The 13,438-nt window shown below is 57.0% G+C and carries 12 protein-coding genes; all 12 read left to right on the top strand.

Annotated features, from left to right (window positions below; translation table 11 throughout):
- The first annotated feature begins 4 nt into the window (after positions 1 to 4).
- The 12 genes from A9K65_RS30890 to A9K65_RS30835 all read left to right on the top strand — a co-directional run bounded on the left by A9K65_RS30890 (position 5) and on the right by A9K65_RS30835 (position 13,379).
- Complete coding sequence (locus A9K65_RS30890) at positions 5 to 1,372, top strand: CapA family protein (RefSeq protein ID WP_064994213.1); 1,368 nt, start codon at positions 5 to 7, stop codon at positions 1,370 to 1,372.
- 370 nt (positions 1,373 to 1,742) lie between these two features.
- Complete coding sequence (locus A9K65_RS30885; protein ID WP_064994212.1) at positions 1,743 to 2,738, top strand: succinylglutamate desuccinylase/aspartoacylase family protein; 996 nt, start codon at positions 1,743 to 1,745, stop codon at positions 2,736 to 2,738.
- Positions 2,739 to 2,819: 81 nt separating this feature from the next.
- Positions 2,820 to 4,070: a methylaspartate ammonia-lyase gene (locus A9K65_RS30880; protein WP_064994231.1), complete on the top strand. Its 1,251-nt coding sequence runs from the start codon at positions 2,820 to 2,822 to the stop codon at positions 4,068 to 4,070.
- Between the two features lie 15 nt (positions 4,071 to 4,085).
- Positions 4,086 to 5,237, top strand: a complete 1,152-nt coding sequence (locus A9K65_RS30875) for a CaiB/BaiF CoA-transferase family protein (protein ID WP_064994211.1) — start codon at positions 4,086 to 4,088, stop codon at positions 5,235 to 5,237.
- Positions 5,238 to 5,355: 118 nt separating this feature from the next.
- The gene (locus A9K65_RS30870) at positions 5,356 to 6,270 is read left to right on the top strand and encodes a CoA ester lyase (protein ID WP_086081362.1); all 915 of its coding nucleotides are present in this window, start codon (positions 5,356 to 5,358) and stop codon (positions 6,268 to 6,270) included.
- 116 nt (positions 6,271 to 6,386) lie between these two features.
- On the top strand, positions 6,387 to 7,313 hold the full coding sequence (locus A9K65_RS30865) for a LysR family transcriptional regulator (RefSeq protein WP_064994229.1): 927 nt from the start codon (positions 6,387 to 6,389) through the stop codon (positions 7,311 to 7,313).
- 200 nt (positions 7,314 to 7,513) lie between these two features.
- Complete coding sequence (locus A9K65_RS30860) at positions 7,514 to 8,947, top strand: NAD-dependent succinate-semialdehyde dehydrogenase (protein ID WP_064994228.1); 1,434 nt, start codon at positions 7,514 to 7,516, stop codon at positions 8,945 to 8,947.
- A complete protein-coding gene (locus A9K65_RS30855; protein WP_064994210.1) occupies positions 8,944 to 10,497 on the top strand; it encodes a fumarate hydratase in 1,554 nt (517 codons plus the stop codon). The genes A9K65_RS30860 and A9K65_RS30855 overlap by 4 nt, the downstream gene beginning before the upstream one ends.
- Positions 10,427 to 11,065 carry an Lrp/AsnC family transcriptional regulator gene (locus A9K65_RS30850; protein ID WP_224655964.1) on the top strand — a complete coding sequence of 213 codons (639 nt, stop codon included), beginning with the start codon at positions 10,427 to 10,429 and terminating at the stop codon, positions 11,063 to 11,065. The genes A9K65_RS30855 and A9K65_RS30850 overlap by 71 nt, the downstream gene beginning before the upstream one ends.
- Before the next feature lie 195 nt (positions 11,066 to 11,260).
- On the top strand, positions 11,261 to 11,506 hold the full coding sequence (locus A9K65_RS30845; protein ID WP_064994208.1) for a multiubiquitin domain-containing protein: 246 nt from the start codon (positions 11,261 to 11,263) through the stop codon (positions 11,504 to 11,506).
- Positions 11,506 to 11,928: an E2/UBC family protein gene (locus A9K65_RS30840; RefSeq protein ID WP_064994207.1), complete on the top strand. Its 423-nt coding sequence runs from the start codon at positions 11,506 to 11,508 to the stop codon at positions 11,926 to 11,928. Before A9K65_RS30845 ends, A9K65_RS30840 begins: the two co-directional genes overlap by 1 nt.
- Positions 11,925 to 13,379 (top strand): ThiF family adenylyltransferase, encoded by a 1,455-nt coding sequence (locus A9K65_RS30835; protein WP_064994206.1) that lies wholly within the window; start codon positions 11,925 to 11,927, stop codon positions 13,377 to 13,379. Before A9K65_RS30840 ends, A9K65_RS30835 begins: the two co-directional genes overlap by 4 nt.
- Positions 13,380 to 13,438: the final 59 nt, after the last annotated feature.

The following is a 13,438-nucleotide window of genomic DNA, read 5'->3' as shown; positions in this document are numbered from 1 at the left end:
GACTATGGAAGAAAATTCACACGTGAGCAGTTCTCATCTGGTCCAGCAGGACGGCAACTACGATACGGTTGGTTCAATTCAAACGAACGTTGAAGATGGCTTCACGATGGTAGCAGTCGGCGACCTAATCGTGTCTCGAGCGGTGACAAAATCTCAAGATCCCGGCTTCGGCGCTATCGTCAAAATCCTTCAGGATGCTGATGTCACTTTTGGCAATCTGGAAGTCAACATCTTTGACAGCAGATCTTTCAAGGGATATCCCCAGGCTGAATACGGCGGCGCGTATCACCTCAGCTTGCCGGAGGTCGGACCCGACTTGAAGGCGATGGGGTTCGACATCGTGGGCCGCGCGAACAACCATACTCTTGACTGGGGCATTGAAGGCATGCGCGAGACGAGCCGGGTGCTCGATGAGAGCGGTGTTGTCCATGCGGGGACGGGCGAGAACCTTGCACAAGCTGGTGCTGCGCGTTTCTTCGAAACGGCACGCGGTCGCGTGGGGTTGGTGTCGTTGGCCACAACATTTGCGCCAATGTTTCGTGCGTGCGATCCCGCTGGCGAGGCCCCTGGTAGACCCGGCCTCAACCCGCTTCGCTTGGCGCAAAACATCGTGGTCCCGTCGGATATGCTGAAAAATCTAAGGCAAGTGCGCGATGGATTGCCCGTTTATTACCAATCCGAATGTGAGCCAACATGCGTCGTGATCGCTGGAGTGACCTTCAAGGCGGGCGACAAGGCGGGATACAGCTATGAACCCGACTCGCGCGATGTCGCCGACATCCTGCGGAACGTTCGCCGCGGCAAGCAGTTCTCTGACTTCTGCATTGTCACCAACCACTGCCACGAGCCTGGTAATTTGAGCCAAGAACCGCCAGATTACGAGCAATCCTTTGCGCGCAAAATGATCGACGCCGGAGCGGACGCGTACGTTGGACACGGGCCCCATCTGCTGCGAGGCATCGAAATCTATCGGGGCCGGCCGATTTTCTATAGCCTGGGTAATTTCTTCGAGGACGACCTTGGGACCCCGACCGGCGCCGACATGTTTGACGAATATGCTAAGGACCCGCGCGTCCATACTGATGCGGAGGTGAAGGTCGCCGAGATGGCAAAAGGGTTCACAGACCCGATCTTCTATGAAAGCATTGTCACGGTAAGCCGTTTCGAGCGGAACCAACTTGCCGAATTGCGGCTATATCCCATCGAACTCGGCCACTCCAAACGGTTTGCCGACCGGGGAATCCCTCAGTTCGCCTCGGCACCTCAAGCCAAGGCCATCCTAGAGCGCCTACGGATTTTATCCGAGCCGTTCGGGACCGAGATCAACATCGAAAACGATGTTGGAGTGATCAGATTGACCCCGGCGCGCTGAGGGCTCGACCAAGTTGCCGCATCTGATTGGGCATTTACATCTGCTGAAATAGAGGACGTGGCAGGCTCGGTGGTGCTTTAGAATCTGCAGAAGCCCTACAAGAACCCGCCTCGTGGCCAGACACGATGGCAGTCCTTTGTAGGCACAGGTATCAACGGTTCACCGCTCCCGTTTTCTCTTTTTTGGACATCGACTAGCCGTGGTCCCAGCTAAGCGGCCTCCATCTAAAAGCGCGATGGCACCGTGCCGGACATTATATTGGCGAATTGACGATCGTGTGGCGCATACTTCGAGCGCGGGAAAATGCAAATGCATAACGGCAACCGAACCCGGCTGCCAGATCGCCTGAATACTCGCAATAGGTTGAACAATGAGCGAAGCACCACATCTTACGTTTGATCTCGAGACGCCCGGCGTGAGCAGGGGGCATCTTGTTGTCCCGGGAGGCGCCGACTCCGGAGAGCTTTCGCTTCCGATCTTCAGTCTCAATAAAGGTGAGGGACCGCGCCTCCTTGTCACCGGCGGAAACCATGGCAATGAACTGGAGGGGCCACTTGTCGCGCGACGGCTTATTGAGTGGCTGCCAGAAGCGCAAACCTGTGGAAGGGTTATCGTCCTACCGGTGCTCAATCCATTGGCCGTGCAGGCATGGAGCCGCAATACTCCGCTCGACGGGTTGAATCTCAATCGCGTGTTTCCGGGCCGCGGCGACGGGTCAGTGACCGAACGAATCGCTGATGCGGTGTCCCGCGTATTGTTGCCAATGGCCGACACGATATTTGATCTGCACAGCTTCGGACCAGCGTGGGATTTTCCACCGGCCGCCACGACGCATCCGATTGCCGATCGCGATCTCATGGCCAGGACGGTGAGAATGGCGGAAGCGTTCAAATTGCCCGTGACTTTGGTCTGGGAATATAACGACACGGTTGGAATGTTCGATATCCTGGCCCAAAACCAGGGCAAGGTATTTGTTTGCACTGAATTTGGTGGCGGCACGGTAGGTGCGGATAATCTCGCGATCTTCGAGGCTGGAGTGCGTAACGCGCTCATCGCGCTCGGGTTGGTCGAGGGCAAAGCCGAATATCCAACATTCCTTGAAAAGAAATCCGGTCAAATACTTGAAACTCGTCCGTCCGACGAGTTGAAATCGCCTGCAACCGGTATCTTCGAACCTCGCTGCTCGGTGTTGGACGAAGTGAAGCAGGGAGCTCTCATAGGAATCCTGCATCCGATGGATTCGCTGTCCGCTAAGCCCATTGGTATCCGCGCGCCTGGAACATCCATCGTCTTAGCCATCCGATCGGGCAGGCATGTGCACGTCAACGAAGAGGTAGCAATCGTCGCGCGACCGCAGAAGATCTAAGATCAAATGCCGACCGGCCAGCGCCCCGCCGGCCAGCAGCGTAACGAATTTTATCCCCTCAGAATGAATCGGGTGACTGAATTGCAGATCAAAGACGTGGTCCTTGCGCCTGGCAACGGTGCATTCTTCTATGATGATCAAGCTGCCATCAGGTCCGGCGCCGTCCAGGATGGTTTCATCTATGTCGGCGTACCGACAACGCCTGGGTTCAAGTCGATTCGCATTCCAGCATCATCGCTCAGCGTCGGGCTTGTCCTTGCCGACGACACCGTCGTTTGGGGCGACATGATGAACGTCCAGTACTCTGGTGCCGGCGGACGCGATCCGCTCTTCGATCCGAATCAAATCTCCGATTTGTCGTGGCGGGTCGTGGTCCCGCGGCTTCTCGATGTCGATGCATCTCTTTATCTGGATGCCTGTGCGAAGGTTTTCGAACCCTACGAACATAAGCCGTTGCCACTCGCGATTCAGTATGGCGTCAGCCAAGCTCTCCTTCGCGCGGCCGCCCATCTTCATCATACGACGATGGCGGAGATCATATGCAATGAATTTGATCTGCCTCTACCGACACGTAGGGTTCCGATTTACTGCCAGAGCGGAGATGCTCGCGAAATCAATGTTGACAAGATGATTTTGAAGGGCGTGGATGTTCTTCCGCACGGATTGATCAACTCGCGCCAGAAATTCGGCGTCGACGGTCAGACCTTCATGGAATTCGTCAAATGGGTTGCAACTCGGACAGGTGAAATCGGCCACGCAGGTTATCATCCGGTCTTGCATTTCGATGTGTATGGCTGGATCGGCCAGGAAATCGGCCTGGAGCCGCGACGCGTTGCCGACTTTATCTGCAAGGTTGCAGAAACCGTTCCGGATTTCACGCTCAATATCGAGTCGCCGGCGGATTATGGTTCCACGCAAGCTCAAATTGAGAAATATGCCCGGATCGTATCGATCCTGGATGACCGGGGATCGGGCGCCCGCGTTGTCGTCGATGAGAGATGCAATACGCTTGAGGATATTCTGCTCTTTGCTGAAGCGAAGGCCGCGCACCTTGTTCAGATAAAGACGCCCGATGTCGGCTCCATGGCCGACACGGCTCGGGCCGTTCTCCTTTGCAAGGAAAATGGGGTCGGAGCGTATGTCGGCGGGAGCTGTACCGAGACAGATCTCTCCGCCCAGGGTTCGGTCCACGTATCGGTGGCAACCCAGGCCGACATGATGCTTGCAAAGCCGGGAATGGGTGTCGACGAGGCATTCTCAATTGTCGGGAATGAACAGAACCGGTTGCTGGCGGTCCTGAGGCGTCGGAATCAAAACGAAAACGTTGGATGAAAAGCACGGTGTCGCATGCAGAACTCTCTTGAGGGGATCACCGTCGTAGCGGTCGAGCAGGCCGTGGCCGCACCCTACGCATCGTCACGCCTTGCAGACGCGGGCGCCCGGGTCATCAAGATCGAGAGGCCCGAAGGTGATTTTGCCCGAAACTACGACAAGTTGGTCCAGGGACAGAGTGCTTACTTCGTCTGGCTCAATCGGGGCAAGGAGTCGGTCTGTCTGGACCTGAAGTTGGAAGCGGACCGCGCAGTCCTGGACGCGCTTATTACCGGTTCGGACGTCTTTATTCAGAATCTGAAACCGGGCAGTACCGAAAAACTCGGTTTTGGATCTGCCGATCTCCGCCGACGTTTTCCGCGGCTGATCACCTGCGATATCTCTGGTTTCGGGGACACAGGGCCATATTCCCATTTGAAGGCATATGATCTCATCGTCCAGGCTGAAACAGGTCTATGCGCGATCACGGGCAACCAGCAAGGACCAGCGCGTGTAGGGGTCTCTGTTTGCGACATCTCGGCGGGCATGACCGCGCATAGCGCCATTCTTCAGGCGCTGTATCACCGTGAGGTCACTGGCGAAGGGACAAGCATTCAGGTGTCACTGTTCGATTCCGTCGCCGATTGGATGAACGTGCCGGTTCTGCAGAACGACTACAGCGGCTATCACACAGTACGCGCCGGCGTGAAACACCCGTCGCTGGCTCCGTATGGCGCCTATCGTTGTGCCGATGACAAGGAAGTCATTTTTTCGGTTCAGAACGACCGCGAGTGGGTGAATTTCTGCGAGAAATTCCTGAAGCAGCCGTCGCTTACACGCGCACCTACTTTTGCAGACAATATGGAGCGGCTCGGACACCGTGCCCAACTTGACGAGATTATTGAAAGGCGGTTTTCCGAATTGTCCTGCCACGAAGCGATGCAGGAGCTTGAAGCGGCCGGTTTGGCATATGGGCGACTGAATGAAGTCGCGGATATTTCAAAACATCCCCATGTTCGCAGGGTTGGAATTGGCACACCTGAAGGAACTGTGGAGACGATAGCGCCGGCCGCAATCTTCAACTCTGAGCACCCGTCGCTGCGTCCAGTTCCAGCTCTTGGCGCCCACACGGAGAGCGTCCGCAAGGAGGTTTCAGCGCGTTTGCACGAAAGAGCTGTGTCAGCATGACCGCGCCGCTTGTCGGGAGCGACGCACTCGGGAGTCCGTGCTTGCTCCGGGCAAAGCACCGGCAGCCGGCCGGCAACCTCACTGGCATCGCTCTCGCTAATATCCGCGAGGCGAGTCCATGATCAAGGACAACCGTCCAGCCGCCGAAAGCTCGCTTCCCGTACCGCGCTGGAGATCCCTACTCTTTGTTCCCGCTCACGTTGCGCGTTTTGTGGCAACGGCCCATCAGCGGGGTGCTGATGGCCTCATTCTCGATCTCGAGGATTCCGTTCCGCAGGAGCAAAAAGGCGAGGCACGGCGGCAGCTTCCTGAATCTGTGGCAAAGGTGGGCAGTAAGGGCGCATCGGTTTTGGTCCGCGTGAACCGAGGTTTGCGCGTCTTGGCGGCCGATCTCGATGCAGCTGTGGTGGCCGGTGTCGATGCATTGGTTCTCCCCAAGACGGATTCGGCAGAGTGGGTTTTAGAGATCGCCAATGCGGTTTCGGAACTTGAACGGGAAAGAAATCTTCCCGTGGGACGCATACGTTTCCTCGCCCAGATCGAGACGCCTGGCGCTTTGCGAAAGCTCGCGACCATTGCGTCGGCGCATCCAAGGATGGTCGCAATGGCGCTTGGTCCTGAAGACTTCAGTGCCGCTGTTGGCGGCGTCCCGGGATTTGATCTGCTCCTGGCCCCGAGCCTTGCCGTGCTGTTCGCTGCCCGTGCGGCCGGATTGCTCCCTTTGGGCTTTATTGGAAGCATGGGCGAGTTCTCGGACACCTATAAACTTCGTGAAGCCGCGGCGCATGCGCGGCGGCTTGGCTTTGCCGGAGCTTTGGCGATCCATCCGGCACAAGTGGCCATTTTCAATGAGGCCTTTTCGCCGAGCGCACAGGAGCTCGAGTGGGCCCGTCGTGTTCTCGCGGCGCAAAAAGATGCGGCAGGGCAGGGTCGAGGCGCTTTCGCCTTCGAGGGAAAGATGGTCGATCCGCCGGTGATTCGAAGGGCCCAAGAAATTGCCGCCGCGGGTCCGGACACCGACTTGGACGTTTGAGTCTTGTGCGGCTGATTTAGAGCCGACTGGGTGCGCCGTGGCACAATTATTGCTGTCGCGCCATCGCATTTCGAGATAGATTGCCGAAATTGGAGTTCGCCCTCGGAAGAGTACCCGTGGAAATCAGACAATTAAGATACTTCGTCGGCGTGGTCGAAGCAGGCAGTTTCACGAAAGCCGCGGGCTTCCTTAATGTCGCCCAAAGCGCGCTAAGCCTGCATGTGCGTCAACTGGAGGAAGGCTTCGGGACTCAGCTGCTGATACGTGACAGGACTGGCGTGAGCGTCACAGCGTCAGGAGCCAAATTGCTCGAGCGGGCACGGGCGATCCTCAAAGAAATTCGACTTACTGAGGTGGAATTGACCAACACAGCTTCTTCCCCTGCCGGGGAGGTAACTATGGGCATTCCATCTGGAGCGGCTCGCGTTCTGAGCGGGCCGCTGCTTGAGGCAGTGAGGAACGAATTGCCCAAGGTGTCCCTCAAAATGGTGGAGGGTATGACTGGACCGCTAGAGGAGTGGATGGCTGCTGGACGCTTCAATCTGGCGGTTCTCTACCGCACCGCGGACAGTGTAGGGCGGATGACGGTGCTAGCGCGCGAAAACCTTTGTCTGGTGGTTCCGTCCGGTGAGCCACCCTTCGAAGATGCTATATCTCTTGCTGACCTGCATGCATTCCCGCTCGCGGTCCCCATGCGCAGCAATAACGTCAGACGTTCAGTCGCTGACGTCGTCGCACAACACGGTTGCGCGCTGGACGTCAAGTTTGAAGTGGACTCGCTCTCAACGATCATCAACATGGTTATAGACGGAAAGGCTTATTCTATTCTCGCTCCGTCCGCGGTTCAGAAAGAAGCCTCTCAAGGGCTGGTCCGGACCGTCAAGATCGTTGATCCGGCGATTACCCGATCCGTCGTGCTTGCTGTGAATCCGAAAGATGAGCGTTCTGCATCCGTTTGCGCGGTACGTAAGCTCATCACCAATGTGGCCAGAGAACTGATTGAGAGCCGCGGCTGGGCTGCAGTGGCTGCTGAGCCGACCTGATAACCGTTCAACTACGAAGCTGGGACATGACCGCTTCCCGCCATCAACATCAGATCGATCTGGATTCCAGATGGATTTCGGCACTAATCGATATTTGACCCTCCGCGACCATCGCGATGAAACTGGCTCAAGCGAGTTCAGTGTTTTTGACATCGAACGGCGCTTGTATGGCATGAATATTTCACTAAGTGGAGCGCGCGATGTCCGACGCTAGGAGCCACCACCTCTTTATCAACGGCAAATGGCGAGCCGGCGGTAGCAGAGCCACATTGCCGGTGGTTAATCCGGCGACGGAGAAGGTATTTGCTTCGGTGGCCTCGGCGACCGTGTCGGATTTGGATGAGGCTCTCGCTTCGACAGAACGGAGCCGCAAGGCGTGGTCCTCGCGGCCAGCCAAACATCGTGGCGAGATCCTCGTAGCAGCCGCCAGGATTCTAGCAGAGAGGGCTGGAGCCGCGGCCAGGGACCTGTCGGCCGAACAGGGAAAGACGATTGCCGAAGCGACAGGTGAGTATGTGCGCGCTGTCGAAACGCTGGAATGGAACGGCAGACATGCCGAGGAGCTGTCGACCCCGATTCCGATGGGTCCGAACCGGATGGTCGTCCCGGAGCCCCTTGGCGTCGTTGCTGCCTTTACCCCTTGGAACTATCCGGCCGTTCTCATCGCCCGCAAGCTCGCCCCTGCGCTTGCGGCAGGCTGCCCGGTGATCCTCAAAGGGGCTGAAGAGACACCGAGCGTGGCAGTCCATATTGTTGAATCGTTGCGCCAAGCAGGCGTTCCGGACGGCGTGGTCAATCTGGTCTTCGGTGTGCCGGTGCATATATCGCGGCATTTGCTCAGTTCGCCAATCGTGAAGGTTTTAACTTTCACCGGTTCAACCGCTGTTGGAAAACAGCTGGCCATGCTCGCGGCGAATAATTTGCAGCGCTGCATCCTCGAACTCGGTGGGCACTCCCCGGTTATTGTGTGCGAGGATGCCGACCTGGCAAAGGCCGTACCGGCTATTTCGGAATACAAGTTCGAGTGCGCGGGCCAGAGCTGCAATGCGCCCAGCAGGATTCTTGTCGCGCGGTCCCTCTATGAGGAATTTCTGTCCCGGATGACGGAGGCGGTCCGCAAGATCAGGATCGGCCTACCAGACGACGCTGCAACGGACATGGGTCCGATGGCGAACGCCCGGCGAATAGAAGCAATGCAGCGCCTGACCAAGGATGCGGTCGAACGAGGCGCCCGCATCCAAACCGGTGGCGCCCGCCTTGACCGACCGGGCTTTTACTGGCCGCCAACCATCCTGACGGCCGTACCGAAGGAAGCGAGAGTGCTTCATGAAGAGCCGTTCGGACCGATCCTCACTGTGGCGCCGTTCGATGCGCTCGAGGAGGCGATTGAGGAGGCCAACGCCACCGATTATGGCTTGGCCGCTTATTTCTTCACGGACGCTGCCAATACGCAGCGAAAGCTGATTAATGGCCTTTCGGCAGGCGCTGTCAGTGTGAATTACCTGAAAGGGGTCTCGGCAGACGCGCCCTATGGGGGAGTCAAGCAGAGTGGCTACGGATATGAAGGCGGCGAACAGGGGGTGCGAAGCTTCCAAATCCTCAAAATGGTCAACGGTCTCAGCTCATTTGGATGAAATCGGTGGGAAGTAGAACACGGACCATCGCCGGCAAGGATATCACAAGGAGCGTTGCCGACGCCCTTCAGTACATCTCGTATTACCATCCTCCAGATTACATCCGGTCTCTTTCGCAGGCCTACGTGAGTGAACAGAGTCGAGCGGCGAAGAATGCCATCGGACAGATCCTGGCTAATTCCCGCATGGCGGCCTTCGGACGGCGGCCGATGTGCCAGGACACCGGTCTTGTGGTGTGCTTCGCCAAGGTCGGTATGGACGTCCGCATCAACTCAGCAGCCAGTTTCGCAGACCTCGTGAATGACGGTGTCCGTCAGGCATATCTCGACCCGGACAATCCGCTTCGGGCATCAATTGTTGCCGATCCGCTTGCCCGACGGATGAACACCCGTGACAACACGCCGGCAGTCGTCCACGTTGACCTTGTGCAAGGTAACAAGATTGAGATCACCATTGCGGCAAAAGGCGGCGGTTCGGAGAACAAGGCCCGTTTCACCACTCTGAACCCAAGCGCATCCGTTGCCGATTGGGTGGTCGACACGGTGGCGACCCTCGGCAGCGGATGGTGCCCCCCCGGCCTGATCTCTGTTGGCGTCGGTGGTAGCGCTGAAAAGGCGATGCTGCTGGCCAAAGAGGCCATGAACGAGCCCATCGATATGGTGGAACTGATTGCCAGGGGAGCGTCCAGCCCAGAGGAGGGGCTGCGGATTGAGCTTTATGAGCGGATCAACGCGCTTGGTATTGGGGCCCAAGGCCTTGGTGGTCTGACGACAGTCGTTGACGTCAAGGTTGCGACCTATCCTACTCATGCGGCGTCCAAGCCCGTTGCCCTCATCCCGCAATGTGCCGCCAACCGGCACCTGAAGTTTACTTTGGACGGCTATGGACCCATCCGACTCCAGCCGCCCGATCTGAGCGAATGGCCCGAAATTGGAACGGACGAATTGAGGCCAGCCGGCGTACGCAGGATCAATCTTGATACGCTGGCGAAGGAAGAGACAGCATCGTGGCGCTGCGGGGAAACCCTCCTTTTATCCGGAACGATGCTGACGGGCCGTGACGCAGCCCACAAGCGGATCGTCGAGTTGATCGACGCCGGCAAGCCGCTTCCGTTCGATCTGCAGGGACGCGTTATCTACTACGTTGGACCCGTCCGCGCGGTGGGAGATGAAGTCGTCGGACCGGCTGGGCCAACGACCTCCAGCCGAATGGACGATTTTACGGAAAAGGTACTAGCCGAAACCGGGCTTTTCGCGATGGTGGGCAAAGCGGAGAGAGGGCGGGCGGCAATACAGTCGATTGCAAGATACAAAACGCCGTATCTCATCGCGGTGGGAGGGGCTGCCTACCTGATCTCAAAATCAATTAAGTCAGCGCGGCTTGTGGCCTTCGAAGACCTTGGCATGGAAGCTGTCTATGAATTCGAGGTGAAGGACATGCCTGTCATCGCAGCTGTCGATGTCGAGGGAAACTCCATTCATGATTCCGGACCTCTTGAGTGGCGAAAGCGCATGGCTGCGGACAGCATCGCACGCAACATCGGCGTTTGAACCCTTCGTGACCAAGAGCCGGTCGTTCCAACCCAATTCCAGTGTCGGCAACGGCATAAGAGCTGAAGTCATGAAGGCAAAACCCAATCCTCTGCGCCTGGACGCCTGGGATATCCGCATTCTTTCAGCGATTCAGTCAGACGGTAGGATTTCAAAAAGCGAGCTTGCGAAGCGCGTCCATCTTTCGGCGTCGGCTTGCTCGGAACGTCTCCGTGCACTCGAGGCCGAAGGAATTATTGAGGGATTCTACGCACGGCTCAGTCCAGCCCTCATTGGCGGCATGGTCTTTGTAATGGTGGAGGTCGTGCTGGACCGTCATCGCCTTGAGGACCAAAGACACTTCGAGGTCGCGATCCAAGATTTTCCCGAAATCTTGGATTGCTGGGCAATTGGGGGAAGGATCGATTATCTGATGCGCGTCGCAACACTTTCCATGGCTACCTATCAAGATTTTATGGAGGGGCTGCTGCAGGCAGGGCTGGGGATTGATCAATATTACAGCCTTGTGGTGACCAAACCTGTGAAATCGAATGCACCGATCCCCTTGTCCTCACTAAGACAGCGGTAGACGCCCAGGCCTGATTCCGCGGGTTTGGACCTCCATTCCGCGAATTCCGTGGCGAAACACGCGCATTCCCGTGAAACCCGAAGGAGCGCTTCCCGTATAAGAGGCAACTGGTCGAGCCTGCCCGTAATCAACGGGAGAAGAGGGATGTGCGCGCCTGAGATATCTTGAAACCAAGCAACTGCGAGAGACGGATCCATGGCTGCCAAAGAGAAGTTCAAGTTCAAAATCGAAAACGAAAATTACGATTGGGACAACCGGTTCATAACCGGCGCCGAGGTGCGAGGCGTAGGCCCTGGCATACCGGATAGCATGGACCTTTATGTGAAAAGGCCAGGCCAGCCTGGCCAGTTAGTTGGGCACGAGGACCCGATCGACTTGCTGCCACCGGGGATCGAAAAGTTCTACGCGCAGGATGCAAGTTCCGAAGCCGGAATTGAATAATGCCCCTGTTGTTCGATTCTGATTACGAGACACTCCACAAAGCCGGCGTCAATTTTGAAGAAGAGGAGGGCGCCCGTTTCCTAATATTCAAAAGATTTCCGCTGCCGAAAGGGGTTTACCTGGCAGATGCAAAATCTGCAAACGCTGTCGATGTGTTGTATGAGATTCCGCAGAATTACAATAGCTCGGGTGGGGACATGTTCTGGGTTCACCCACGACTTCACCGGGCTGACGGCAAGCCAATACCAAATACTGGCGGACCTGGTTCCAATGAGGATTCGCGTACGCACAAGGCGACAGTGTTTTGCCGGTGGTCCAGACACTGGCATAAAAATGCCTGGAAGCCAAAGGTCGACGACGTCCAGACAATTATGGACCGGATCTCATGGGCGTTTAAGTACCCGGACGCGAGGCGTTCATGAACGGATATCGGATTTCGATTATCGGTTCCCTCGACGATAGGCTCAAGAGCTGGTTGACCGGGCACCCCGACCGTGACGAGCGGGGCGCGCTCGTCCTCTTCCGCAAAATTGAGAGAACCGTACTGGGTCTGCCGCCGTCAACGCGTTTTGTGGCCGTTGACGCGATTGAGATGGATGGCGACTGGGTGCTGGACAGCTCCCCGGTGCACTTGCGCATCAATCTCCGCAAGTTCCAAGATATCTACTTTCGCTGCGAGCAGGAGCGGCTTGAGCTGGGGTTTGTCCACAGTCACCCAAGGGGCGCTCTGGATTTCTCGACGAAGGATGATCAGAACGAACAAAGCATTCTGAGGGGATACGCTGGCTGCAATGGCCCTGAGGTATCACTTGTCGCGATGATTTTGGCCGACGGACATTGGCGTGCCAGAGTTCGGACGGGTGCGGCCCCTCACGGAGTGGCTGACGTCCGGCATGTGTGTGTGCTCGGGACGCAGCTGTCAGTTCACATCGGCAAGAAGGTCGATGCTGCACCATCGGAAGTGCTAAAGCGACAAGAAGCTGCATTTGGCGAACCATTCAACGAGAAGCTCAGATCGTTGCGCGTAGCAATCGTCGGAGGAGGGGGAACAGGGTCTTCAGTCGCCACACTTATCGCTCGCGCGGGTGTAGGCGAACTCATCATTGTAGACGGCGATTTGCTCGAAGCTAGCAATCTCAACCGCGTTCGCGGATATCGCCGCTGCGATGTAGGCGAGAGCAAAGCTGCTACGTTAGCCCGATATGTTCGGGATCTGGGCCTGAGAGTGACTGTCGTTGCCATTGAGGGGTATGTGAACGAGTCTCCAGAAGCGGTCGATGCCATTTCCAGCGCCGACTTGGTGTTCGGTTGTACTGATGATGTCGCTGGGAGAGAAATTCTCAATCAGGCGGTTTACTATTACTGCCAAGGACTCATCGACTGCGGGCTCACAGGCAATATTGGTCTTGACCAGGACCGTCAGCCGTACCTACGTGATCATAGAGGGCGGGTTAGCACAGTTCTTCCCGAATCTGGTGGGTGCTTAAGATGCCAAGGCGTCGTCACCGAGGAAAAGCTCGATTACGAGAGTGCACTGAAGGCGCGTCCGGAGCTGGCGGAGCTGGATCCAGAGACGCTCCGGGAAGAGTATTATCTGATCGGGGGCGGGGAGCGGGCGCCCGGAGTAGGTCCCTTCACCAGTGCGACCGCCGACATGGCCGTAGCGACCTTGTTTGATCTGGTGCGCCCCTATCGGCGGCTTGCGAGCGACATTCGCCGCGACAATATATGGTACGATTTCGTGCACATGGTAATTTACAGCAATATGCCAAAAGACAACGCTGGTTGTTTTTGCTGCGGTCCAGACGGTTTATTGCTCGCACGCGAGAATGGCTACCGGCTCGGTATGCCGTCACTCGGCAAGCTGTGTTGATTCGCATGTGGTCTTGGTTGTTAAGTTTCCTACGGTGGGCAGAGGAAATCATTCTCGGT

This window comes from Mesorhizobium sp. WSM1497 (assembly GCF_001672455.2).
Classification (GTDB): domain Bacteria; phylum Pseudomonadota; class Alphaproteobacteria; order Rhizobiales; family Rhizobiaceae; genus Mesorhizobium; species Mesorhizobium ciceri.
This window is presented reverse-complemented; position numbering and strand designations above follow the sequence as displayed.

What these genes read in the sequence shown, in the direction of transcription:
- A9K65_RS30890 (WP_064994213.1), top strand. Translation starts at nt 5, where the DNA reads ATGGAAGAAAATTCACACGTGAGCAGTTCTCATCTGGTCCAGCAGGAC.
- A9K65_RS30885 (WP_064994212.1), top strand. Translation starts at nt 1,743, where the DNA reads ATGAGCGAAGCACCACATCTTACGTTTGATCTCGAGACGCCCGGCGTG.
- A9K65_RS30875 (WP_064994211.1), top strand. Translation starts at nt 4,086, where the DNA reads ATGCAGAACTCTCTTGAGGGGATCACCGTCGTAGCGGTCGAGCAGGCC.
- A9K65_RS30870 (WP_086081362.1), top strand. Translation starts at nt 5,356, where the DNA reads ATGATCAAGGACAACCGTCCAGCCGCCGAAAGCTCGCTTCCCGTACCG.
- A9K65_RS30860 (WP_064994228.1), top strand. Translation starts at nt 7,514, where the DNA reads ATGTCCGACGCTAGGAGCCACCACCTCTTTATCAACGGCAAATGGCGA.
- A9K65_RS30855 (WP_064994210.1), top strand. Translation starts at nt 8,944, where the DNA reads ATGAAATCGGTGGGAAGTAGAACACGGACCATCGCCGGCAAGGATATC.
- A9K65_RS30850 (WP_224655964.1), top strand. Translation starts at nt 10,427, where the DNA reads ATGATTCCGGACCTCTTGAGTGGCGAAAGCGCATGGCTGCGGACAGCA.
- A9K65_RS30845 (WP_064994208.1), top strand. Translation starts at nt 11,261, where the DNA reads ATGGCTGCCAAAGAGAAGTTCAAGTTCAAAATCGAAAACGAAAATTAC.
- A9K65_RS30840 (WP_064994207.1), top strand. Translation starts at nt 11,506, where the DNA reads ATGCCCCTGTTGTTCGATTCTGATTACGAGACACTCCACAAAGCCGGC.
- A9K65_RS30835 (WP_064994206.1), top strand. Translation starts at nt 11,925, where the DNA reads ATGAACGGATATCGGATTTCGATTATCGGTTCCCTCGACGATAGGCTC.